The organism is Nocardiopsis mwathae, assembly GCF_014201195.1.
Lineage (GTDB): Bacteria > Actinomycetota > Actinomycetes > Streptosporangiales > Streptosporangiaceae > Nocardiopsis_C > Nocardiopsis_C mwathae.
The window spans coordinates 1,698,800-1,721,445 of sequence record NZ_JACHDS010000001.1 but is presented as its reverse complement, the minus strand read 5'-3'; the positions used below and the strand labels follow the sequence as shown (position 1 = coordinate 1,721,445).

The 22,646-nt window shown below is 68.0% G+C and carries 20 protein-coding genes; 13 read left to right on the top strand and 7 right to left on the bottom strand.

The features are described 5' to 3' along the window. Positions 1-11: 11 nt before the first annotated feature. The 4 genes from casB to HNR23_RS06965 form a co-directional block, all read right to left on the bottom strand. Complete coding sequence (gene casB / locus HNR23_RS06985) at positions 12-761, bottom strand: type I-E CRISPR-associated protein Cse2/CasB (RefSeq protein ID WP_184074615.1); 750 nt, start codon at positions 759-761, stop codon at positions 12-14. Positions 762-770: 9 nt separating this feature from the next. After that, the gene (gene casA / locus HNR23_RS26595) at positions 771-5,417 is read right to left on the bottom strand and encodes a type I-E CRISPR-associated protein Cse1/CasA (RefSeq protein WP_281381829.1); all 4,647 of its coding nucleotides are present in this window, start codon (positions 5,415-5,417) and stop codon (positions 771-773) included. 402 nt (positions 5,418-5,819) lie between these two features. Further along, positions 5,820-6,146 (bottom strand): XRE family transcriptional regulator, encoded by a 327-nt coding sequence (locus HNR23_RS06970; protein ID WP_184074614.1) that lies wholly within the window; start codon positions 6,144-6,146, stop codon positions 5,820-5,822. Continuing rightward, the gene (locus HNR23_RS06965) at positions 6,143-6,487 is read right to left on the bottom strand and encodes a type II toxin-antitoxin system RelE/ParE family toxin (protein ID WP_184074613.1); all 345 of its coding nucleotides are present in this window, start codon (positions 6,485-6,487) and stop codon (positions 6,143-6,145) included. Before HNR23_RS06965 ends, HNR23_RS06970 begins: the two co-directional genes overlap by 4 nt. Before the next feature lie 1,026 nt (positions 6,488-7,513). Here HNR23_RS06965 and HNR23_RS06960 point away from each other — a divergent pair. The 8 genes from HNR23_RS06960 to HNR23_RS06925 all read left to right on the top strand — a co-directional run bounded on the left by HNR23_RS06960 (position 7,514) and on the right by HNR23_RS06925 (position 13,964). Next, positions 7,514-7,798 (top strand): transposase, encoded by a 285-nt coding sequence (locus HNR23_RS06960; protein ID WP_184074612.1) that lies wholly within the window; start codon positions 7,514-7,516, stop codon positions 7,796-7,798. Positions 7,799-8,257: 459 nt separating this feature from the next. Continuing rightward, positions 8,258-9,016 (top strand): DUF6879 family protein, encoded by a 759-nt coding sequence (locus tag HNR23_RS27405; protein ID WP_343070451.1) that lies wholly within the window; start codon positions 8,258-8,260, stop codon positions 9,014-9,016. Next, positions 9,017-9,856, top strand: coding sequence for a Scr1 family TA system antitoxin-like transcriptional regulator (locus HNR23_RS06950; RefSeq protein WP_184074611.1), 840 nt, complete (start codon positions 9,017-9,019; stop codon positions 9,854-9,856). It begins immediately after the preceding gene. A 164-nt stretch (positions 9,857-10,020) separates the two neighbouring features. After that, the gene (locus HNR23_RS06945; protein ID WP_343070450.1) at positions 10,021-10,155 is read left to right on the top strand and encodes a lasso RiPP family leader peptide-containing protein; all 135 of its coding nucleotides are present in this window, start codon (positions 10,021-10,023) and stop codon (positions 10,153-10,155) included. A 78-nt stretch (positions 10,156-10,233) separates the two neighbouring features. After that, positions 10,234-12,108 carry an albusnodin/ikarugamycin family macrolactam cyclase gene (locus HNR23_RS06940; RefSeq protein WP_184074610.1) on the top strand — a complete coding sequence of 625 codons (1,875 nt, stop codon included), beginning with the start codon at positions 10,234-10,236 and terminating at the stop codon, positions 12,106-12,108. Further along, positions 12,105-12,419: a PqqD family protein gene (locus HNR23_RS06935; protein WP_184074609.1), complete on the top strand. Its 315-nt coding sequence runs from the start codon at positions 12,105-12,107 to the stop codon at positions 12,417-12,419. Before HNR23_RS06940 ends, HNR23_RS06935 begins: the two co-directional genes overlap by 4 nt. Then, on the top strand, positions 12,416-12,835 hold the full coding sequence (locus HNR23_RS06930) for a lasso peptide biosynthesis B2 protein (protein ID WP_246421619.1): 420 nt from the start codon (positions 12,416-12,418) through the stop codon (positions 12,833-12,835). The genes HNR23_RS06935 and HNR23_RS06930 overlap by 4 nt, the downstream gene beginning before the upstream one ends. A 46-nt stretch (positions 12,836-12,881) precedes the next feature. Next, the gene (locus HNR23_RS06925) at positions 12,882-13,964 is read left to right on the top strand and encodes a protein-L-isoaspartate O-methyltransferase family protein (protein WP_184074608.1); all 1,083 of its coding nucleotides are present in this window, start codon (positions 12,882-12,884) and stop codon (positions 13,962-13,964) included. A gap of 438 nt (positions 13,965-14,402) precedes the next feature. Here the strand turns inward: HNR23_RS06925 and HNR23_RS06920 are convergent, their stop codons facing one another. Then, positions 14,403-14,651, bottom strand: coding sequence for a DUF397 domain-containing protein (locus HNR23_RS06920; RefSeq protein WP_394353749.1), 249 nt, complete (start codon positions 14,649-14,651; stop codon positions 14,403-14,405). Next, positions 14,648-15,505, bottom strand: coding sequence for a helix-turn-helix domain-containing protein (locus HNR23_RS06915; protein WP_343070449.1), 858 nt, complete (start codon positions 15,503-15,505; stop codon positions 14,648-14,650). Before HNR23_RS06915 ends, HNR23_RS06920 begins: the two co-directional genes overlap by 4 nt. A gap of 216 nt (positions 15,506-15,721) precedes the next feature. On the opposite strand from HNR23_RS06915, the gene HNR23_RS06910 reads away from it, so the two are divergent. Beyond that, a complete protein-coding gene (locus HNR23_RS06910; RefSeq protein ID WP_184074606.1) occupies positions 15,722-15,967 on the top strand; it encodes a hypothetical protein in 246 nt (81 codons plus the stop codon). A gap of 49 nt (positions 15,968-16,016) precedes the next feature. On the opposite strand, the gene HNR23_RS06905 is transcribed toward HNR23_RS06910, so the two are convergent. Next, positions 16,017-16,490 (bottom strand): hypothetical protein, encoded by a 474-nt coding sequence (locus HNR23_RS06905; RefSeq protein WP_184074605.1) that lies wholly within the window; start codon positions 16,488-16,490, stop codon positions 16,017-16,019. Between the two features lie 161 nt (positions 16,491-16,651). Between HNR23_RS06905 and HNR23_RS06900 the strand changes: the two genes are divergently transcribed. The 4 genes from HNR23_RS06900 to HNR23_RS06885 all read left to right on the top strand — a co-directional run bounded on the left by HNR23_RS06900 (position 16,652) and on the right by HNR23_RS06885 (position 22,484). Next, complete coding sequence (locus HNR23_RS06900) at positions 16,652-17,455, top strand: SAM-dependent methyltransferase (RefSeq protein ID WP_184074604.1); 804 nt, start codon at positions 16,652-16,654, stop codon at positions 17,453-17,455. A gap of 204 nt (positions 17,456-17,659) precedes the next feature. Beyond that, a complete protein-coding gene (locus HNR23_RS06895; RefSeq protein WP_184074603.1) occupies positions 17,660-19,297 on the top strand; it encodes an acyl-CoA dehydrogenase family protein in 1,638 nt (545 codons plus the stop codon). A gap of 203 nt (positions 19,298-19,500) precedes the next feature. Then, on the top strand, positions 19,501-21,663 hold the full coding sequence (gene glgX, locus HNR23_RS06890; protein ID WP_184079999.1) for a glycogen debranching protein GlgX: 2,163 nt from the start codon (positions 19,501-19,503) through the stop codon (positions 21,661-21,663). A gap of 53 nt (positions 21,664-21,716) precedes the next feature. Continuing rightward, positions 21,717-22,484, top strand: a complete 768-nt coding sequence (locus HNR23_RS06885; protein ID WP_184074602.1) for a pyrimidine reductase family protein — start codon at positions 21,717-21,719, stop codon at positions 22,482-22,484. Positions 22,485-22,646 lie beyond the last annotated feature (162 nt).

Sequence of the window (22,646 nt, the reverse complement as noted above, 5' to 3'; positions counted from 1 at the left end):
CGGGTGGTTCGTCATGCGGGGTCGGGGGCGGGGTCGTTCTCGTTCTCGTTCTCGTTGCCATGGGCGCCGACGGGGCCGTCCGGCGCGTCGCCGCTGTCCTGGGCAGGCCGGTGGTACTGGAAACCGCGGCCCCATGAGCGTCGGACCTCGCTCATGCCACCGGGCCGCTGCGCGGTCAGGAGCTGCTGGGCGAGTAGGCCGTAGTCGAGGGGGATCGCGTCACGGCGGAGCAGCTGGACGATGGCGCGCAGCCGCTCGGCGAGGCTGTCGATACTCGTCGCCTTCCCGGCGTGCACCAGGCGGTGGCGGAGCGTCTCGTCGACCTTGCCGTGCGGCATGAGCTCGCGCACCGCCCACCCCAGGTCGCGTTCGCGCCGCTTTCCGGAGATCCACACGCCTTCCCAGTGCATCGCCTTCTCCCTGCGGGACTGCTGGTGCAGGGCGAACAGGGTGAGGGCGACGTGCACTGCCCTTTCCGCCCGTTCCTCGTCGTCCCCCACCGACCACGGCTCCTGGGCGTAGTCGGCGGGGTCGCAGGTGGATCCCCACAGTTCCGGTGTGTCCTGCGGGAGCTTCCCCGCCCCCTTGCGCAGGCGGGCGAGGTCGGCGATGGCTCCGGCGTCGTCGTCGCGGTATCCCCGGGCCAGCTCGGCCGCGCGCTCGCTCACGGCCGCGCGCAGCGTCTTGGGTCCGTCCCGGTCGGGGACGTTCGGGCGCTCTGTCTCCACTTGGGCCTCATCGCCCACCCGGGTCGTCGTCATTCGTCGTCCTCACTCTTGTCCTGGTCCTGTGTCCTGGTCCGCCGGCCCGTCACCGGACCTGTCGAGCGCGCGGCGCAGCTCGCCGTGGAACCGCCCCTCGGCGTAGGCGGCGTCCAGAACCCAGCTGCGGTCCCCCGTCCCGATGACCCGGCCTGTCCAGGCGGCCTCTCCGGCCTGCTTCACCAGGTCGGCGCCGATGCCGCGGATGGCACGGTACGCCTCCCGGTGCCACCGGGCCTGCCACTCGGCCGGGTCCGTGCCCGGTAGGAGCCGGCGCAGGTGCTCCCGGAACGGCGCTTCCAGTTCGCCGTAGCCGTGATCCCGTGCGGTGGCGCGCGGGCTTTCCTGGTCCTCACCCGCCGCCTGTGCAAGGTTCGACGCCAGGTTGGCGAGCGCGCCCACCGCCCGTTCCGCGGCGCGCACCGCGTCGACGGCCTCCTGTCCGAGCGTCGACTCCCGCTCGTGCAGGAGGGCGACCGCCATGTCGATCCGGTCATCGACGACCTCGTCGATGACCGACTGCTGGGTTCCATAGACGGCCCCGGCGAGCCGCAGCCGAATCCTGTGTGTGGGACTCACGTAGCCGTCCCGGGCGAGCCGCGCGATCCACTCGACGATGCGGGGCGGCAGACCGCTCGCGGCCTCCTGCCGCTGCCGGGAACCGGGAGCTTCACCGGTGATGAGGGCGCCCAGCCCCCGCCAGGCGCTGATGGCGGGGTCATGCTCGCGCGGCATGTACACCAAAGCCCTGCCCAGCTTCTTCTCCTGGGCGGGGCTCCGCCGCCACGCCGTCATGGGCTCGCGTCGGCGCAGGTGTTGAGGTGCGAGCGGATCACCGTAGGCCAGCAGAACACCGTGCACGCCTGCGGTGTCGTAGTGGAGGCGCACGCGCCGGCTCTGCCAGGTGTAGAGGTCGCGCAGGCCGTACGGACGCCGACTCTGCTCCACCGTGTCGAGCGGTGCCGCACCGGAGGGAGGGAAGCGCCAGGCCGGCCGGTCGTCGTCATCCGTTCGCAGGCCCATCACCTCCGCGTCTTCGGTCGCGATGAGGTTCAGGATCAGCGTCTGGCTCAGGTCGTCCCCCTCGACGTACACCCCGCCGAGGTTTCCGGCGCCGCCCACCCCCAGCGGGTAGCCCTTGCCGCTCTTGACGCGGGGGTCGCCGAGCGCGCCGGACTTGATCCCAGAGGGGTCGTAGGCGTGCGCGTGCACGATCCAGCGGGCGGCCTCGGCGAAGCCCAGCCGGGGCGCGCCGTGCGCCCGCATGGTGAAGAACCGGGCGCCGTTGGGGACATCGGCGACGATCTTGTCCAGGGACGTGACGTCCCGCTTCCCCGTGGTGAGGTCGGCGACCTGAAGGAAGGGGGTGCTGGGGTGCAGGAGATCGAATCGGGAGCGATGGGTGTCCAGATAGGACGTGATGGCGGTGATCGGCAGGCCCTCGGCCCACAGTTCGTCGTGCCACTCCTCGGCGTCGGCGGGACCGTCGACGACGTCGTGCAGGATGGCCAGCAGCAGCCGGAGCAGGGCGAACTCCTGGGTCGGTAGGTCGCCCGAGATGCGGCGCAGGGTGTCGGCCTGCACGAAGACCTGGCGAAGCGAGAGTTCCGCTTCGCTCCCGTCCAGCCGCTGGACGGGGATCCAGGGGCGCTCGGTGAGGTCGAAGGAAAGGACGGGGGGTTCATTCGCCATGCGGACCTCGAAGCCGTCGGATCGGGAGTAGGTGAGCCGGTAACCTGCCAGGTTCGTGTGAAGGTTCTCGTCCAGGACGAGGATCAGCTCTCCGGCCAGCCAGTGGCAGTCCTTGTGCTGCCAGGCGGGGAAGTAGTTCCGGTCCTCAAGTTCCTCGATGGCCTGGTCGATGACCCGGGGCAGGGTGAACTGGTAGGGCAGCCGCGCCGAGCATCCGGCGATGATCCGGGCGAGGCGGGGCGGGGGCGCTGTGTCTTCGGGGATCGGCTGGTCGCCCAGGCCCTGGCCGAGGTCGGGGAGGGTGGCCAACGAGCCGTCCGCCCGTCGGCGCACCACGAGCACTTCCAGGCTCTCCGCGCTGTCGCGGACCTGGGCCCGGCCGCGCGGGGTCTCGTCGGCGTCGCCGACCCCGGCGTCGACCCAGCCCACCAGGCTGCGCCCGGCACGGCCGGGAGCGGCGACCCGGTAGTCGGCGGCCCGTTCCTCCTGGTCCGCTTCGCGGCCGGCGTGGTCGCGGCGGGCCTGTTCCAGCTCGTCCTGCCACGCGGGCGGACCGGCCGGGGCGTCTGCGTAGGCGTGCTGGACCAGGGGGCTGATGGCGTCGGGCAGGCGGATGCTCCGGCCGTGGTCGTCGTTCGACGACAGGTGGGGTTCAAGTACGGCGGCGGCGCGTAGCAGGAGGTAGAGGGGGTAGACGGCGGTGGATCCCCGGGCGGGCTGCGGTGGGCCGGCTGTCCAGTCGGCGCCGGTGACCAGGCAGCGCGCGGTGCGCAGCCGTCGGGGGCGCTCGCATTGACCCTCGCCGCGCCGGTGGCGGTGGAGCCGGCCCATGCGCTGGAGGATCAGGTCGATCGGGGCGAGATCGGTGACCATGAGGTCGAAGTCGATGTCGAGGGATTGCTCGACGACCTGGCTGGCGACGACGACGTGTCCGGAGGTCGGGCGCGTCCCGCCGAGGTCGGCGACCCGGTCCGGGGGGCCGAGGTCAGCGAGCAGGCGGGAATCGTTCTCGGCCCGGTCCAAGGCGACGAAGCGCGAATGGGCGACCTCGACGGTGATGCCGACGCCTGCGCGTGCGAAATGTTCCCGCAGGTGGTGCGCTGTCTCGTGGACGCGTGAAACGGTGTTGCGGACCACTGCGGCGCAACCGCCGTCGGCGAGTTCGGCGGTGAGGAGCGCGGCGAGTGTGTCCAGGTCGTCGTCCAGCCGCTCGACGCGGACGTCGGTGCTGCGCCCGGAGGCTTCGGGAGCGGTGACGGACGGGGCCCTGCCCGCGGGGACGGCGGTGATGAGCGGGTAGCCGTCGGCCTCGGCCAGCGGGGCGAATGCGGTGTCGTCGCGGCGCGCCCGTGCGTAGGCGGCCGCGAGTTCGCGGCGGCGCCGGGCGGGCAGGGTCGCCGAGAGCACGACCACGGGGACGCCGTAGGCGCCGAGCCAGGCCAGCACCCGGTCGAGGTAGGTGGACATGTAGGCGTCGTAGGCGTGGGCTTCGTCGATGATGACGGTTTTGCCGGCCACGGCGAGATGGCGCAGTGCCAGGTGGCGGCTCTTGAGGCCGGTGAAGAGCAGCTGGTCGATGGTGCCGACCACGAACGATGCCAGCGGACCCTTCTTTCGCCCGCGCAGCCAGGAGTGGGCGACCAGCTCTGCGGGGGCGTGGCGGCGAGAACCCCGCCAGTCGCGCAGGTCGCCCTTTCCGTGCTCGGCGCGCTCCGACGGTCGGTCCGGCGCCCCGTCCCGGTCGATGTCCGTGACCTGTCGGCCACCGCGAAGCAGTGCCGCGTAGTCGTCGTTCAACGCGTTCTTGGAGTGGGCCAGGAACACGGAGTGCTGCTCAGGATCGGTCCGACCGCCCGGGAGGTTCTCCAGCCACGACAGGACCCGGGGGAACATTGCGTTGCCGGTGGCCATGGTGGGCAGTGCGACGAAGCAGCCGCCCGAGCCGGTGTGCGCGGCCAGGATCTCGGCGGCAGCGAGCGCCGCCTCGGTCTTGCCCTCGCCCATCGGCGCCTCGACGACCAGCATCCCCGGGCCGGCCATGTCGCGCGCGGCGCGCACCGCCTGTTCCTGGACCGGGCGGACCACCGCGTCGGCTGGCAGCTGGAAGCGGCCGGCGAACAGCTCGGCGGCGGTGCCTTCGACCGGCTGGTCCGGTTCCCATGGCCTGGGCAGGTCCAGCGCCGCCCAGGCGTTCTCGGCACGGCCGGGATCGTCGAGGGGTGCGTCGGGACTGTGGGGGAAGAGCTCGCGGGAGGAAGCCATCCAGTCGGCCACGATGACCAGGGCGGAGAACACGACCTGGGCGGTCTGCGGGAGCTTCACGTCGCGCCAGGCATCGAGGCGTGCCAGGGCGCCGGTTTCGGCAGCGGCCGCGTCGAGGAGCTCGGTCTGCACGTGGCGCCAGGCCTCTTCGCTGCCCCTGGCGCGTAACAGAGCGGGGTGGTCGAGGAGTTCGCCGATCTCCAGGTTCGTGGGAGGCACCCCGTGATGGCCGCCGACGACCGCTGCCAGCTGAAGGGCGGTCGGCTTGCGCCACGCGTGGTGCTCGACGAGCCATTCGCGCAGGAGCACGAGCCCGGCCAAGCCATGCGGGGCCAGACGGCGGTCTGAACGCATCTGCGCAAGGGTCGGCATGCCGAGCCCGGCATCGCGCATGCGCCCGGCGAGCTCGTCGACCTGGCAGGCGAAGGCCGGTGTCGCCTTACCGATGTCGTGGACCGCCGCCAGCCACACCACCATGGCCCGAGCGTCGTCGGCCCCACCGGGCAGCACCGCGCTGACCCCGTCTTTCACCTGCCTCGGCAGCCAGACATCCCACAACCGCCCCGCCACGGCAGCGCTGTCGGCCATGTGACACCAAAGAGGAAGCCACGCCTGATCATCATGGCTGTGCTTGGCCCAGGCGACACCAGCAGCCGAGGAAAGCCGATCCACGGCCAGGCCAAGGGGGGTAGAGGCGGGCATGGCGCACATTCAACCGAAGATGGCGGACGATTTCGGCAGAATCCCAAAATTCGCTACCTACACCCCCCTGACCTGCCCAAACGCCACCGCATGCGCGGGAGAGGGAGAGCAGGCCAGCCCGGTCAGCGGTTCCAGCGGAGGGCAGGGTCCATCCCCGCGTGCACGGGGAGCCGAAACGGGACCCTGAACATCATCATGAAGACCAACTCACAGGAGTTCGCATCCGGCCATGTGGCCCGTACCGTCGTTCACAGGTCCGGAATTGACGAATCCGGCAGCGGCGTTCGCACCGAAGCTACTAATGCGCCGCGTAACGCCGACCGGAAGTCGAGCGGAGAGCGACCGCGAGTGCAAAACAGCAGCCATCACACGCCCTCAACCAACAGCAGAACGAATCGACTATTATCCAACGACGAGACGTTCGCCACCAAAATCAGCTACGATCTCCACTCGGCCGCCCAATGCCTCAATATAGGCTGAAATCGTCCGAAACTCTGTGGCGCCGACCTGAGCTCTCTCGATCGCCGACACCCGCTCCTGCCGAACATTCATGCGCTCCGCGACCTCACTCTGGGTCAATCCGAGGCGACGCCGCATCTCAGCCAAACGGTAGGCATGGCTTACCTCGACCATGTGCCGAGCACCGGCTTCGACTTCAGCACGATCCTCGGTGTCAGGAAAGAACTCATTCAAGAAGCTTTCGCGGTCGTAGCTGTGAGTACCGCTCATCCCTGCCTCTCCTTGAGATAGATGGCGTACCGCTCTTCTGCCTGAGGTATCGCGGTTCGATACCAAGTCGACCATTGGCCAGATTTGTCTCCAGCAACAAGAAGAACAGCCCTCCGGTCCGGGTCGAAAATGAACAAGATACGGATCTCGGAAGTCCCAGACGAGCCAGGGCGCAATTCTTTCAGACGGTGCAGACTCGATCCCTTGATACGGTCGACCAAGGGTCGGCCGAGGCTGGGGCCAGCATCAAGCAGTGCCGTGACCGCCTGGCCGACCAAGATCGCCGTACTACGATCTGTCCGCCGCAGAGTGTGCAACCATTCCCGGACCTCTTCCACCATCTCCAACTGATAGGCCCCACCCCCAGACTAGCCGCTAGTACGCATGCATACTAGGCGCTTATACGCGGAAGCAGCAAAGAAGCCTGCTACGGCCCGTCGTGCGGGAGGCGATGATCAGGCTGACAGGACGTACTGCCATCAGCCACCAGTCTGACGGGGACGCTCATGCCCACAGGCGCGATGGTAGCGGGAGGAGGCCGCCGAATCGGATCGGCGTATACCGCGCAGCGAGCAGCATCCGCCAGCTGTAGCCAGTGATCCCCGGAAGGGTCCATCCCCGCGTGCGCGGGGAGCAGGCCACCGCGGCCGCCCAAACGGTCGCCGGGCTGGGTCCATGCGGGGAGCGGCTGGCTCTCCTCCCACGCCAACCTTTCGGCCGAGGTCCATCCCCGCGTGCGCGGGGAGCAGGGGCAAGGGAGACAGGGGGTGCCTGTAAGGGAGGGTCCATCCCCGCGTGCGCGGGGAGCAGGGGCAAGGGAGACAGGGGGTGCCTGTAAGGGAGGGTCCATCCCCGCGTGCGCGGGGAGCAGCCCAGCCACGCCCGGCTGATCCTGGCAGGAAAGGGTCCATCCCCGCGTGCGCGGGGAGCAGACTCGGTGACCTGCGGGTTTATTCAGGACGGGAGCCCGTATATGCAACTTCTCGAAAATTGGACACAAAACACAAACCCCCCAAACAGGGAATTTTCAACACAGACGCCTCCACCAAACCACCCCCGCGTACACGGGGAGCAACGGCACATACGAAATCGACAACCAGATCCCGTTGGATCAACCCGGCACAAGCCAGGAACAAAACCCCATAGACCAACTTCCATACTAGTCACTGAGAACCCACACTCAGACGGCTCCCGAAGGTTTCTCAACACGGGATTTGGATGTCGAATACCTACACTTGCCAACGGAAGTTCACAATCCACACCCGCGCACCACGTCCCCATGCCAGAATTTCCACCCACCCACTCTCGGGACACTTCCCCAAGCAGTGGACATATAGGAAAATTGAGCCTCAGGAGGAGTCCCCACCATGGTCACCAAGGCCTACCCACCGCAATTCAAGGCCGTCGCCGTCGCGCTTTACCGCTCTCGCCCCGGGGCCACCATCACCGAGGTCGCCCACGGCCTCGGAGTCAGCCGAGCGACCCTGCGCACCTGGATCCGGATCGACGACAGCCGCAGGGCCCGGGGGCCGCCACCCCTGAAGAGCCCGGCCTGGAGCAGGAGAACCGGCAGCTGCGCGCGCGTATCGCCGAGCTGGAGGAAGCTTGGGCGTTCCTGCGCAAGGCGACCGCCTGCTTCGCGGGAGAAATAGAGTAGTGAGCCGCTTCTGCTTGGGCGAGGACCGCCGCAGTGTCCAATGATGCGCTCCGCCGGTATCGAGGGTGTCCACCTGTGCAGGAAGAGGTAGGCACCACCTTGCTCGATGCGGCATTTCTGCTCGTGACGGACCTGCTGGGTCGGCATTTGACCGCCGATGCGCCGAGCACCCACGACGTCGCGACATGCCCTCCTCGTCATCCATCAGGCGGGAGGGCCCCACCGCCTGGGGAACGGGGCTGTTTCGTGTACCAGGCCAGGGCCAGCCGAACCGCATACGAACCCTGTACGACGTGGGGACACGCTGGTCCCACGTTTGGTGTGTGAGGCGCCCCGGCCTCTGCAGACTGCTGGATTGGCCGACTCCGGTCACCCAATGCATCTATCAGACTGCTCATCGATGGTGCACTGTGTTATTGAGTCGAATATTCGCGACTATGCGAGGAGTCGTCCGATGCGCCTCAGGTTCTTGGGCACCGACAGTGAAAGGGGTACCTGTCCGACGCTCTACGAGACCGATCGAGGAACGATCGCTGTGCAGGGCTACAAGGTCGCCGATCCGCAGGCTCTGGCTGATGTCCGGAGCCTCGCGGAGGACGAGGACGTTGTGGAGGTTCCTCGTGAGCTACTCCGGTACGCCGATCGGGAGCGGACGTCGATGTCCAAGTTCATCTCTGACGAAGAGTTCGACCAGCTGTTCGTCGACTTCGAGCACACCGCGTGGAAGCTGGAGGTTCGCGATCGGTACGCCATCCCTCAGGAGCGCGAGACGCTCCAACGCTTCCTGACAACTGGTGACATCGGCCGCGACGAGAGCGATCTCGAAACCTCGTGGTGGCACCGCAACGTGGTCCAGAGCAGGAAGGAGGGGAAGATCTGGCAGCGTGTTCGGGTCGTGACGGAGCCCCTGAGCAACTACATCCGGTGGGAGCACGCGGTGACCCGGTACAACAACGCGGCCGGTGAGGACATCCGGTGGCTTCCCCGAGACCACTCGGCCGTCAATCAGCTACCGGACCTCGACTTCTGGCTCTTCGACAGCAAGCGCCTCTGCATCTTGCACTTCGACGAGAACGATGAGGTGACGTCCTTCGAGGTCATCGACGATCCGCTGATCGTCGCACAGCACTGCCAGTGGCGAGACATCGCCTGGCACTATGCGACTCCGCACGACGAGTACACCCCTGGGGCAGCGAAGCGGTTCAATACGTAGGTGTCGTACAGCGTTGAGCGTGCCCGTCAGGAGCTAGGACAGAGGCTCCGCGAGCTGCGGAAGACAGCCGGGTTGACCGGCGCGCACCTCGCGGAGCGTTTGGGCTGGAGCCAGCCGAAGATCTCGAAGATCGAGACCGGTCGGCAGGCGCCGTCCGAAGCCGAGATCGCTGAGTGGGCGAATGCCTGTGGCCGCGATGACGCGGTTGCCGCCTTGAATGCCCGACTGAGCGACCTGGAGTCGATGTATGTCGAATGGAAGCTACAGCTACGCGGCGGATTTGACGGTATCCAGAAGCGCATCGCTCACGAAGAAAAGGAATGTTCCCTTTTTCGGATTTATGAGCCGATGATCGTTCCTGGACTACTACAGACGCCCGATTACGCAGGTGCTGTTTTTCAATCGGCTTCACGCATGGACCGGACCCCACTTGGCGCCGAGGAAGCGGTGCGCGAGCGGATGCGCCGACAGGAAGTCCTCTACACCCACAAGAAGAGATTCCACTTCGTCATGGGGGAATCGGCTTTGCGCTACTGGCGCGGGGGGCGCGAAGTGATGTTGGGCCAGGTGGATCGTCTGATATCAGCATCGCGCCTCTCCAACGTCTCTATAGGCATCCTGCCGTTTTCTGCGTGCTTGCCTTACCTTCCTCTCCACGGATTCTGGATTAAAGACGAGGACAGAGTGGTGGTCGAGACGGTCTCCGCTGAGCTCAACCTCGGGCATGAGAGCGAGGTCGCGACCTACGAGCGGGCCTTCCGCGCAGTGGCGGAGTCCGCGCGGTACGGGCGTGACGCGCGCGTCATCCTCGACCGCATCTCCGAGGATCTGACCTCCTGACTCACCTTCCAGGATACCGGGTTCGCGTTCGCGAACCCTTGTTTATTCGGGATTATTCGGCGTCAGGTCCGCCCCTGGCTGATCGCGTGAATATTTCTCCATACCTCTTGGCGCTTCACGCACTCTTTCGTAGGGTCTCGACTGTCCGGAAGGAAGGAGAAACCGTGAACGAGACGCAGGAGATGCCCGAGTTGGCCTACGAACCTCCGGCTGTGGTGGAGCTCGGCGATGCCCGGGAGTTCATCTTGGGCAACGGATCCCAAGACACAGCGGATTTGAACACCTCCCATTACTGGTAAACCCCGGCGACCTGTGTGGCCCAACCAGGGCCGCACAGGATCGCACCGGATACGGCTACCGATCCGAAGGAGGTGTCGGTGAAGATCCAGAATTCGATGGACGTCCGAACCGGTCGAGTGTCGGCTGCCTATGGTTCGAATGTCATCCGCGGTCGGGTGCATCGCTCGGGGCGCGGCTCACTGTGGTGTTCTGAAGACCGGCCCACTTCTCGGCTGCGGAAGCTGAACGTCGACCGTTGGAAGGCTGTCATCTTCGGTGAATGCCTCACGTCCGATGTCTGTGTGGCCAGAGAACTCAGCGGGGCGACATCGGCTCGTGCGGCGTTGTTGAAGATCTCTCGATTCCCCGGCCGCTATGGCGTACTCGTCTACAGCCGGGGAGAGGCGGCGGTCGCCGGGGACCTAGCCGGGATCATCCGGATCTGGTTCCGGCCCGGACGGGACAGCGTCGAATTCGCGACCAGTCCACTGCCCCTCGCGTACGACAGCGGACTTCAGCTCGATCGCAACGCGCTCGCCGCTCGCCTGTTATGCGCTGACTTCACCACTGGCTTGAATGACGGCTCGCTGTTCCACGGTGTGGCCGAGCTGTCGCCCGGCCGGATACTCGTCGTGAAGGGTCGGCACATCTCCCTCGCAGATCGGCCACTGGAGCGTGAACCGGTGGACCCGACCGCAGCAGGGGACGCTTTGCGCAGTGCCTTGCTCACCGCCGTTGAAGAGCGGGTCTCTGGCGCCCTGCAGGTAACGGCGGATCTCAGTGGCGGACTGGACTCCTCCACCCTGGCCCTGCTCGCCGCAAGCTGCCACCGGCATCGAGTTCGCACGATCACCTACGCGGACGACTTCGCGGCCAATGACGACGACATCGACCACGCGCAGCGCATCTCCACCCGTGAACCGGCCCTGGACCGTGTCGTGGTTCACGGCGACGCGGATGCTCTGCCCTTCACCTCGCTGCGGGCCGCGCCGTTCACCGACCTGCCGAGCCTGGAGACGGTGATCTGGGCACGGACCCGAGCCCGCCTCGCCCCTGCGTTCGTGTCCGGAGCGACGGTGCATTTCGTCGGCGACGGCGGCGACATCGTTCTCGGGGCGCCGCTGACCTACCTGGGGGATCTGCTCCAGAGGCGGCGGCTCGCCCACTTGATCTCCGACAGCCGGGCATGGGCACGGCTCCGAAACCGCCCCGTCCACCGGGTTCTCAGGGCCGCGGCCGGCACCGCCCGTACCGGTTATCACGACACCCTCAACGCACTCGCCCAAACACTCGAAACTCCGGCGACGACAACCGCTTCCGTGCCCCGGCGTTCGGCGGTTTCCCTCATGGAGGACGGCATCACGTGGGCCTCACTCAGCGACGCCGCGGAGTGGGCGACACACGGAGCCCGAGTGGCGGTGGCCCAGAAACTGCAAGCAGCCGCAGCGGAAGCACCCCCGGTCACCTCGGAAGTCGACGCGCACGGTTGGCGGATGCTCTGGCGGCACGGAGCGGCAACACGCGCTTTCGTCGACGTCGCCGATCGGCTCGGCGTGCGTATCGCCGCCCCCTTCTTCGACAACCAGGTCATCGATGCCTGTTACGCCGTTGCCCCCGCCGATCGTGTATCGGTTTACCAGGCGAAACCGCTCCTACGGTCCGCCTTGGCCGAGACACTTCCGCCGGAACTGTTCGCTCGGCGCACGAAGGGCGACTACGGCTCGTGCGAGTACCACGGTGTGCGCCGCAACTCCGCGTACCTGCGATCCCTGCTCCGCGAATCGCGGCTCGGTGACCTCGGCGTCATCCGCCCAGGCGCCGTTCTCTGTGAGCTGGACCGCGCCATCAACGGCGGACCGGCCGCGATGGCCGCCCTCGGTGACGTCGTCGCTGCCGAGATCTGGCTACGCGGGCTCGAAGAGCACGTTCCCGCAGGAGCACGGTCCGCAGTTTCAGCCGAGGAGCGTCCATGAGCGCGACTTCTTCTCTCCCTCCAGCCCTCTCGCCCTCCCCGAGCGTGCACTTCGCCGCACAGGCGGACGGGGCGGTGCTACTCGACCTCGCGGCGGGAAAGTTCTACGGCCTCAACCCGACCGCCGCCGCGATCTGGAAGAAGATCGCCGACGGTGTTCCCCTTACTGAGATTCCCCACGAGTTGGCCCCGGCCCTGAGCGTCGATGAGGCGCGCATGCGTCGGGACACCCACCGTCTGGTTCACGCTCTGCACGCCGTCGGCCTGCTCATACCGCTTGACCGCACGGCGAACAGGGGAAGGCGCCGATGACGTCGCATATGGCACTCCCGCAGCCAGACCTTCAGCGGCTGCGCCTCAAGGATCGGCTCCTCGGCGTCCTCGGATTCGCGGCCGCGATCCTGTTGCTCCGATTTCCACTCAAGCACGGTGTAGCGGTCGTCGGACGCCTCAACCGGAGCACGCCGAAGCCAGCGGCCATGGCCGAGGCCCAGACCATCGTCGCCGCGAGCCGGGCGGCCGCCCGCTGGTTTCCGGGCCGGGCCGCGTGCCTGGAGGGCTCTCTCGCCGCCGCGCTCACGGCCGTGCTGATGCGTCGACGCGTCGTCTGGTGCATCGGTGCGCGCCTCATGCCCTACACCGCCCACGCCTGGATCGAGGCGGACGGCCGTGCCATCGGTGAACCGCTGCCCCCAGACCGCCCCTACCTGCTTCTGCTTCAAACCTGACCGACCAACCGACAAGCTCCCCCAACGCGAGGAAAGGCCCTGCTTCATGAGCTACAGCCCGGCCGTGCGGACAGCCCTTGAGGCCGTGGATGAGGACTACTACACGCTTCGCCCCGACGGGAACCTGGTCACACAATCGACCGCCTGCTGGCTCATCGCGGCGACGCTGGACACGCTCGACGTTCGACCGGGCATGCGCGTGCTGGAGATCGGCACGGGTTCCGGCTTCTCCGGTGCGTTGCTGTCCGAGCTGGTCGGGCCTGTGGGCACGGTGGTGTCCGTGGACGTGGTGCCCGGGCTCATCGAGCGGGCACGCGAACTGCATGCTCGTCAAGGCCGGGCGAACATCCAGCTGCTCACCGACGATGGCGGCAAGGGCGCGCCAGGGCACGGGACCTTCGACCGGATCGTCGCGTGGACGACACCGGACCTGCTCCCACAGGCGTGGGCGGATCAGGCCGAGCCGGGCGCCGTGATCATCACTCCAGTTCGGATCACCGGCCGAGCGAGGACCAATGCCATCCTCACCGCGTCCGTGGCCGAGGACAGGCGCATCATCGGTGAGTCCCTCGCAGCCGGCGGATACGTGGAGATGCACAGTGAACCGCTGGACCAATGGCTGGTGCCGCCGCGCGGGGCCGACGCCCTGATTCGAGATGCCGACGGAAACCCATGGTGGATCTCGGCGGCCTGGGCGGAGGACGGCGCCCCCAGGGTCGGGCAGGAAACCGGAGCTGAGGCGGCAGCGCGGCTGCTGGAGGAAATCGCTGCGGCTCCCACGACGCCGCACCGGCAACTGAACGACACCGAATCCGACGAGGACTTCACCGGCTACCTCTACGCCGGGTTCCCGGACGACATCACCGTCATCGGCATGGGGACGTCCGGGTGGCACGTCGGCTACGCGGACGCCGACGGGGCAGCGGTGCTCCGCCGCACCGTCACCGACGGCGTGTTCCGCCATGATGTGGTCCACTACGGAACCCAGAACGCGTTGGACACACTGCGGTCGTGGGTCGAGAGCTGGCGGGCCGCCGGGCGACCGGGTTATGGGGACCTTCAGCCGGTGCTACGCCGGACACGTGACGGCTGGGAGACGCGCGCCGTACTTCGTGAAGACAAGCGCTGATGGATCGATCGCCAGTCGAGCCCACCAGTGCCCGGTGGCCACCGCCCACAGCAAGCCCGCGTGCGCGGGGAGCAGTCGGCGTCACTGATGACACGCACCGTCGTTGGGGGTCCATCCCCGCGTGCGCGGGGAGCAGTTGTCCGCGGCGTCCTGGACGGAACCGGCCGGGGGTCCATCCCCGCGTGCGCGGGGAGCAGACTCGGTGACCTGCGGTTTCATCCCGGCGAGGGTACCGAATATGCAACTTCCCACGATTTGGACATACCAACCAAAGCCCGCAAACCACTCACTGTGTTTCGATTGCCCGTCAGGTGCCTCTCGGCCACCCGACCAGCCACCCGACGCTTAGCTTCTCAGATCATCGCATCAATTGCCGTTGGCCGACGTAGACAGCGGCCCTGTAACAGCCGCCCGGCGACCACTCAAGGCAAACAGCCGTCACCCGGTGAAATCGAACTCGCCAACCCGAACACCCTTGGTGAAGGCCTCCCACTCCTGGCGGGTGTAGACGATCACGGCGCCATCAGGGTGGCGGCTGTGCCGGACGGCGACGCGGCCGGTGCCGTCGTTGAGAGGGCCGGCCTCGACACACGTGGCGCCGCCGTTCGTGCTGAAGCTGCTTATGTGCCACGTGACACTCGCGAGCTCCGTGTCGGCGAGCTGTTGCGAGGTCAGGGGGGTGATCACTTTGACTCCTCGATCAAGCGTGAGATGAACTCCACGGATGCTTCCTCGGTCAGAGAAGCGTTCCACAATCGATCGTATATCTGACGAATTGCCCCTGTATCGGACGCTTCGATGTACAAGGCCCCCTTCGGGGTCTCGACGTATGCGACCTCGGGGTAAGGGTCGACCATCCGGAACAGGTTGAAGGCACCGGTCGGGCTCTCATGGGCGCCCGCGCTGAACGGCAGTACACGCAGGTGCACCGCAGGACGACCGGCGAGGTCGACGAGATGCCGCAGCTGCTCCTTCATGACGCCAGGGGAACCCACACAACGGTGGAGGAGGGCCTCGTCAAGAACCGACCTGATGACCGGCGGAGATTCGGCCTCAAGGAGTCGCTGACGCGCCAGCCTCAGTTCGACGCCCTGCCTGACGAAACTTTCCGGTGAGTTGTACTCGGCGGTCCGGATGGCCGCTTCGGCGTAGGCCCTCGTTTGGAGCAGCCCAGGAAGGACCGTGTTGTCGAAGAGCATGTGTTCGACCGCCTGCCCTTCCAACCAAACGAAGTCGACGAACTCCTCGAACTCGTCGGGAAAACCGTCCCACCATCCGGTCTGCCAGACACTCTCACTGAGCTTGATGAGGTTGTCTCGGTGCCGTGGCTCGTTGACCCCGTACAGATCGAGCATGGCCAACATGTCCGGCCGCCTTACCGGATATATCCCATTTTCAAACCGACTGACCGTTCCCATATTACGCTGGAGGTAGTCGGCCACCTCCTCGATGCTCATGCCGGTCTCTTCGCGGAGTTCTCGGAGCCGACGGCCGAGCCATCGACTGCGAAGCGTGGCTGTCTTGGCTTTTCGAACCCCCACGGAACACCCCCCACATGAGTTGTCCACAGATCTTCAATACAAGCTTGTTTGACCCTTTGGTATGTGCAACTCTAACAGAGAGTGAGGCGGTGGTCGCAGAATCGTGCGAAATCGGACGTGGACTGCGGCGCCGTCCGCTCGACCGATCAGACGGCCCGGGCGAAGGGCCTCGACAACCAACCGCCCGGGCCTAACGAACCAAGGAAGGATGGACCTATGCAGGACACCAACCCCCTCGATTCAGTTCCTGTCTACCAGCCTCCCGCTGCGTCCGACCGCCCGCGTGCGTTCTATGTCGACTGCTGGGACGACGACGCAGAGGAATTCGTGCACACCTACTACGGGGTGACCTCCCCGGCGGGCGGCGGAATCGCGCGGCCCCTGACCGGAAGGGACCTCTTCTCCTTCCAGGACCCCGAGCTGTTCGCCGACCGACGCGGCGGCGTGCTCGTCTGGTGCTAGACCCCGCGAACGCGACCGGTGGTGCCGTCCGATGGCACCTCCGGGCGCTTCAGTCGCGCAGGTGGCCGTAGCGGGCCTCCAAGCGGGCGCGGTCGGCGTCGCCGGCTGGAGGGTGGCAGCTGCTGGTCCACGGCATGTGGCAGGGGCCCTTGTGGAACTCTTCGGGGCAGATCAGGGCCGGGAGGCGGTCAACCAGGTGATCGGCTTCCTCCTCCGTGCTCAGCAAGCCCACCCGGACCTCGAAGGTGGTGCGACTACCAGGGCTTTCGTTGGGATGCTCGACGCGCCACTGTTCCGGGAGTTCGTCATAGCCCTCGGCGACGGACATCCCGTCCTCCTCAGCTTCATCCGGAGAGAGCGGTTCGTCGCTTTCCAGGTGGTGGAGGTCGTAGGTGAGCTCCGGGGAGCCGTGATTCCTCATCTCGTCGAGGAGGGTGCGGATCTCCTCCAGGTACCAGTGCAGGTCCGCGCGGGTTCCGAAGATTCCCACCTGTAATTCACGCAGGTCGAGACCTGATGCCAACTATGGCTCCTTGTTCTTCGTATCGGGGCGTCCGCCGGACGGCAACAGGGGGTTTGGGTGGGTGTCGCATGATTTTTTCAGGCTACCTGCGAGGGGCGTAGGATTCCGACCGACTCCGACGAATGCGTCGAATACGCCGTGAAACGCAAGGGAGCGTGTGGATGAGCGAGACCTCCGACCTGCCGCCGCAGATCGACACCACCGTGCCGCACTCCGCGCGGTTCTGGGACCACCTGCTGGGCGGGAAGGACAACTTCGCCGCGGACCGGGAAGCTGTGCGGCAGGCGTTGCAGTTGCAGCCGGATCTTAGGGAAGTCGCGCAGGAGGATCGGGCGTTCCTGGCGCGGGCCGTTCGCTTTCTCGCCGACGACGCCGGGGTCCGGCAGTTCCTCGACATCGGGACCGGCCTGCCGACCGTCGACCACACGCACACCGTCGCCCAGCGCATCGCCCCCGAGTCCCGGGTCGTCTACGTCGACAACGACCCCATCGTGCTGCTGCACGCCCAGGCCCTCCTGGTCGGCGCTCAGGAAGGCACGACCGAGTACATCGACGCCGATGCGCGCGATGCGGACCGCATCCTGGCGAAGGCCGCCGACACGATCGACTTCGACCAACCCGTCGCCGTGATGATGCTCGGGATCCTCAACTTCATCCTGGACGACGACGAAGCGCACGCCATCGTCGACCGGCTCCTCGACGCCGTGCCCGCGGGCAGCTACCTGGCCATCGCCCACCCGACGGCCGAGGTCGGCGGGGCCAGGACCGAGGAGGCCATCCGGCGGCTGAACGAGACCAGCGCGACCCCGCAGAAGCTGCGCTCCCCCAGGGAGCTCGCCGCGTTCATGCGCCGCCTGGAGCTGCTGGACCCCGGCATCGTGTCATGCTCGCACTGGAGGCCCGCCCCCGAGAACGCCGACGCCGCCGAGGTCCTGCAGTACTGCGCGGTGGGGCGCACGCCCTGATCCCCCCGCGCTGCCCCGCCCCCCTCGTTGATCTCGGAGATATTGGGGTCTCCGCGGCGATTTTCACCCCAGTATCTCCGAGATCAACGGAGGTCAGGGGAAGGGGAGGTCGGGTGTGGAGAGGTGGGGGCGGGGCGCGCTAGGGTGAAGTCGGCTCTGAAACCGAATCGCGTTCGGAAACGTTCGGAAAGGACGGCGTCGCCCATGCCCCCCACGCACGAGGTGTTCAACCAAGCCTCTCCCCTGGAGGACTACGACGTCGCCGCCGATGCCGCGCTGACCGAGGGCTTGCAGCGCGAAGGTGCCGCGTGGGCCGCCGAGGAACTGCACGAGATCGGCCGCCTGGCCGGGACCGCACGCGCCCGCTCCTGGGGCGAGCAGGCCAACGTCAACGAGCCGCAGCTGCGGACCCACGACCGCTACGGGCACCGGGTCGACGAGGTCGACTTCCACCCCGCCTGGCACGTCCTGATGGACACCGCCGTCTCCCACGGGCTGCACGCCGCCCCCTGGGCCGACGACCGCGCCGGCGCACACGTGGCCCGCGCCGCGAAGTTCTACACGTGGTCACAGGTCGAGGGCGGGCACGGGTGTCCGATTTCGATGACCTATGCCGCGGTGCCCGCGCTTCGGCATTCTCCGGAGCTGGCCGACCGATATGAGCCGCTACTCGCCGCCCGCACCTACGACTTCGGCCTGCGCCCGCCGCTGGGCAAGCAGGGGCTGCTCGCCGGGATGTCGATGACGGAGAAGCAGGGTGGCTCCGACGTCCGTGCGAATACGACGCGGGCCGTACCTTCGGCTGATGGCTCCTACCGGCTCACGGGGCACAAGTGGTTCACCTCGGCCCCCATGGGCGACCTGTTCCTGACGCTGGCCCAGGCTCCCGAAGGCCTCACCTGTTTCCTGGTGCCGCGTGTCCTGGAGGACGGCACGCGCAACCCCCTCCACATCCAGCGGCTCAAGGACAAGCTCGGGAACCGTTCCAACGCCTCCGCCGAGCTCGAATACGACGGCGCGCTGGCCTGGCCCGTCGGCGAGCTCGGCCGGGGCGTGCGCACCATCATCGAGATGGTCAACGGCACCCGCCTCGACTGCGTCATCGGGTCGGCCGCCGGGATGCGCGCGGGGCTGCTGCAGGCGCTCCACCACGCCGGTGAGCGCCAGGCCTTCGGGCGCCTCCTGATCGAGCAGCCGCTGATGCGCAACGTCCTGGCCGACCTGGCCGTGGAGTCCGAGGCCGCGACGACGCTGATGATGCGCCTGGCCGGGGCCGCCGACCGCGCAATCCGGGGCGACGAGGCCGAAGCCGCGTTCCGACGCCTGGCGGTGGCCGTCGGCAAGTTCTACGTCACCAAGCGCCTCCCCGCCCACGCCGCCGAAACCCTCGAATGCCTCGGCGGCAACGGCTATGTCGAGGAGTCCGGCATGCCGCGCCTCTTCCGCGAGTCGCCGCTCAACTCCATCTGGGAGGGCTCGGGCAACGTCGCCGCGCTGGACGTCCTGCGGGCCATGGCCCGGCAGCCCGCCTCCGTCGAGGCGTTCCTGGCCGAGCTCGGCCGGGCCCAGGGCGCCGACGCCCGCTACGACACGGCCGTGAAGCGGCTGCTTTCCGAGCTCGGTGACCTGGAGGAGGCGGAGTTCCGGGCGCGCGGCGTCGTGGAGCTCATGGCGCTGACCCTGCAGGCGTCGCTCCTGCTCCGGCACGCGCCGGCGCCCGTCGCCGACGCCTTCGTCGGCTCGCGCCTCGGCGGCGAGTGGGGCCACGTCTTCGGGACCCTGCCCCGCGGCACCGACACCCGGACCATCATCGACCGGAACCGGCCGCGTACCCTGGGTTGACCCTCCGTTTCCGCTGGCAGAGGCCGCTCGCCGATGCCGCCGGGCCGCTCCCCGGCCGCGTCGGCGCGCCGGATCCCTGGTCTGGCTCCGGGAAGTGTGCACAATGGGGGTGTCCAGCGGTGTGACGTCCGGCCTTAGGAGCCCGGCCGGACTCCGTGCCCCACACGTGTGGGGATGAGCCCGAGTGCGAGACCTGTGAGGCCATGGTGGAGATCTGGCCGGGAAGCACGTACCCCCTCGGTGCGACCTACGACGGCACGGGGACCAATTTCTCGCTCTTCTCGGAGGTGGCCGACCGCGTCGAGCTGTGCCTCTTCGACGACGCCGACGCGGAGACCCGCGTCCCCCTGACCGAGTACGACGGCTTCGTCTGGCACGGCTACCTGCCCGGTGTCGGCCCGGGCCAGCGCTACGGCTACCGCGTGCACGGCCCCTATGAGCCGGAGAACGGGCTGCGCTGCAATCCGGCCAAGCTGCTGACCGACCCCTATGCCAAGGCCATCGACGGCTCGGTGACCTGGCACGAGTCCCTGTTCGGCTACCACTTCGACGCGCCCTCCAAGCAGAACACCCGCGACAGCGCGCCCTATGTGCCCAAGTGCGTGGTGGTGAGCCCGTTCTTCGACTGGGGCAACGAGTGCCGCCCGCGTATCCCCTACCACGAGACCGTCATCTACGAGGCGCACGTGCGCGGCCTGACCATGCGCCACCCGGAGATCCCCGAGCACCAGCGCGGCACCTACGCCGGGCTGGCCCACCCGGCCATGCTCGACTACCTGGTCGCGCTCGGGGTGACCGCCGTGGAGCTCATGCCGGTGCACCACTTCCTGCCCGAGCACGCGCTGGTGGCCCGCGGCCTGACCAACTACTGGGGGTACAACACCCTGGCGTTCCTGGCGCCGCACAGCGGGTATGCCGCCAACGGCTCGCGCGGCCAGCAGGTGCAGGAGTTCAAGGCGATGGTGAAGTCGCTGCACGCGGCCGGGATCGAGGTGCTGCTCGACGTCGTCTACAACCACACCGCCGAGGCCGACCACATGGGGCCGACACTGTCGCTGCGGGGTATCGACAACCTCAGCTACTACCGGGTGCGCGACGACGACCGGCGCTACTACCTGGACTACACGGGCTGCGGTAACAGCCTCAACATGCGCCACCCGCACTCGCTGCAGCTCATCATGGACTCGCTGCGCTACTGGGCGGCCGAGATGCACATCGATGGTTTCCGCTTCGATCTGGCCTCGGCGCTGGCGCGGGAGTTCCACGACGTCGACCGGCTGAGCACGTTCTTCGACATCGTGCAGCAGGACCCGGTGATCTCGCAGGTGAAGCTGATCGCCGAGCCGTGGGACGTCGGGCCGGGCGGCTACCAGGTGGGCAACTTCCCGCCGCTGTGGACGGAGTGGAACGGCAAGTACCGGGACACCGTGCGGGACTTCTGGCGGGGCGAGCCGGTGGTACCCGAGTTCGCCTCGCGGCTGGCCGGGTCCAGCGACCTCTACCAGAACGACGGCCGCCGCCCGGTGGCTTCGATCAACTTCGTCACCTGCCACGACGGCTTCACCCTCGCCGACCTGGTGTCCTACGACGGCAAGCACAACGAGGTCAACGGGGAGGACAACCGCGACGGCACCGACGACAACCGCTCGTGGAACCACGGGGTGGAGGGGCCCTCCGAAGATCCGGGCGTCGTCACGCTCCGGCGGCGCCAGGTCCGCAACTTCCTGGCCACACTGTTCCTCTCCCAGGGCGTGGTGATGCTCTCGCACGGCGACGAGGTCGGCCGCACGCAGGCCGGGAACAACAACGCCTACTGCCAGGACAACGAGCTTGCCTGGGTGGACTGGAAGGGCGCGGAGGACAGCGCGGACCTGCTCGCCTACGTCCGCCGCCTGGCGCGGCTGCGGCGCGAGCACCCGGTCTTCCGCCGCCGCCGGTTCTTCACGGGGCGGCCGTCGCCGGCCGACGAGCTGCACGACATCGCCTGGCTGCGTCCCGACGGCCGGCTGATGTCGGAGGACGACTGGCGCTCCGGGGGCCGGGTGCTGGGCGTCTTCCTCAACGGCGACGCCATCAGCGAGCCCGACCCGCGGGGTCGGCGGGTCACCGACGGCTCCTTCCTGCTGCTGCTCAACGGCAGCCCCGAACCGGTGGACTTCACCGTTCCCGGTCCCGAGTACGGCACCGCGTGGGAGACCACGCTGGACACCGCCGAGCCCGACGTCGGCGACCGCCCGTTCGTCCCGGCGTCGGGGACGGTCCGGGTGATCGACCGGGCCCTGGTACTGCTGCGGCGCGTCTCGCAGCGCGACGCGCCGCAGCAGTACCAGGGCCCGGTGCCCGCCGCCGGGGACGGCGCCGGCTGACGCGCCCCCGGCATGCGCCGTCCCGCCGCGAGCAGCGTCTAGGCTCGGGCACCATGGGTTCCGTTCACGCCGACGCCGGCGCAGCCCCGCTGTTCCGGTCGCTCTTCCCGCGCCCCGAGTTCGACGTCGACCTCGCGTCCTCCTACGCCTACCCCGCCGTGCCGGAGCGGCCCTGGCTGCGCGCCAACATGGTCTCCAGCGCCGACGGCGGCGCGTGGGGCGCGTCGGGGCGCACCCGGGAGCTGTCGTCGCGGGCCGACCGCGCGGTGATGGGTGTGCTGCGCGGTCTGTCCGACGTGGTGGTGGCCGGTGCGGCCACGGCGCGCATCGAGGGCTACCGCCCGGTCCGGCCGCGCGAGGTGTGGAAGGGGTTGCGCGCCGGGCGCCCGGCGACGCCGTCCATCGCGGTGGTCACCCGCACACTGGACCTCCACCCCGATCTGCTGTCGGAGGCGCCGGCCGACGCGCGCACGATCGTGTTCACGACCGAGTCGGCACCGGAGGAGCGGCGCCGCGCGGCCGCCGCCATGGCCGACGTCGTGGTAGCGGGCGAGGATTCGGTCCGACCGCAACAGGTCCTGGCGGCGCTGGCCGAGCGCGGGCTGTTCCGCGTGCTGACGGAGGGTGGGCCGCATCTGCTGGCCGAATTCACCGCTGAGGGGTTGCTCGACGAGCTGTGCCTGACGGTCAGTCCGCATCTGCTGGGACCGGCGGCGTCGCGGATCGTCGCCGGAGACTCCCCTTCTCACCCGCGCGACCTGCGCCTGGAGTCGCTCCTGGAGTCGGAGGGGGCGCTGTTCGCCCGCTACCGCGTGGTGTGACCGCCGCCGACCGGGACGTCGGACCTTGTGGGGATTGGCCGATTCCGGATCCCCCCAGCGCACGCATAAACCCTTCCGCATACGGACATACCGGCTGTGTACCTTTGGCGGCGATCCGGGTCAGGAGGTGAGGGGTATACACATGGAGCACACCGGTATGCG

What these genes read in the sequence shown, in the direction of transcription:
- glgX (WP_184079999.1), top strand. Translation starts at nt 19,501, where the DNA reads ATGGTGGAGATCTGGCCGGGAAGCACGTACCCCCTCGGTGCGACCTAC.
- HNR23_RS06960 (WP_184074612.1), top strand. Translation starts at nt 7,514, where the DNA reads ATGGTCACCAAGGCCTACCCACCGCAATTCAAGGCCGTCGCCGTCGCG.
- HNR23_RS06885 (WP_184074602.1), top strand. Translation starts at nt 21,717, where the DNA reads ATGGGTTCCGTTCACGCCGACGCCGGCGCAGCCCCGCTGTTCCGGTCG.
- HNR23_RS06935 (WP_184074609.1), top strand. Translation starts at nt 12,105, where the DNA reads ATGAGCGCGACTTCTTCTCTCCCTCCAGCCCTCTCGCCCTCCCCGAGC.
- casA (WP_281381829.1), bottom strand. Translation starts at nt 5,417, where the DNA reads ATGCCCGCCTCTACCCCCCTTGGCCTGGCCGTGGATCGGCTTTCCTCG.
- HNR23_RS06965 (WP_184074613.1), bottom strand. Translation starts at nt 6,487, where the DNA reads ATGGTGGAAGAGGTCCGGGAATGGTTGCACACTCTGCGGCGGACAGAT.
- HNR23_RS27405 (WP_343070451.1), top strand. Translation starts at nt 8,258, where the DNA reads ATGCGCCTCAGGTTCTTGGGCACCGACAGTGAAAGGGGTACCTGTCCG.
- HNR23_RS06900 (WP_184074604.1), top strand. Translation starts at nt 16,652, where the DNA reads ATGAGCGAGACCTCCGACCTGCCGCCGCAGATCGACACCACCGTGCCG.
- HNR23_RS06910 (WP_184074606.1), top strand. Translation starts at nt 15,722, where the DNA reads ATGCAGGACACCAACCCCCTCGATTCAGTTCCTGTCTACCAGCCTCCC.
- casB (WP_184074615.1), bottom strand. Translation starts at nt 761, where the DNA reads ATGACGACGACCCGGGTGGGCGATGAGGCCCAAGTGGAGACAGAGCGC.
- HNR23_RS06925 (WP_184074608.1), top strand. Translation starts at nt 12,882, where the DNA reads ATGAGCTACAGCCCGGCCGTGCGGACAGCCCTTGAGGCCGTGGATGAG.
- HNR23_RS06895 (WP_184074603.1), top strand. Translation starts at nt 17,660, where the DNA reads ATGCCCCCCACGCACGAGGTGTTCAACCAAGCCTCTCCCCTGGAGGAC.
- HNR23_RS06970 (WP_184074614.1), bottom strand. Translation starts at nt 6,146, where the DNA reads ATGAGCGGTACTCACAGCTACGACCGCGAAAGCTTCTTGAATGAGTTC.
- HNR23_RS06930 (WP_246421619.1), top strand. Translation starts at nt 12,416, where the DNA reads ATGACGTCGCATATGGCACTCCCGCAGCCAGACCTTCAGCGGCTGCGC.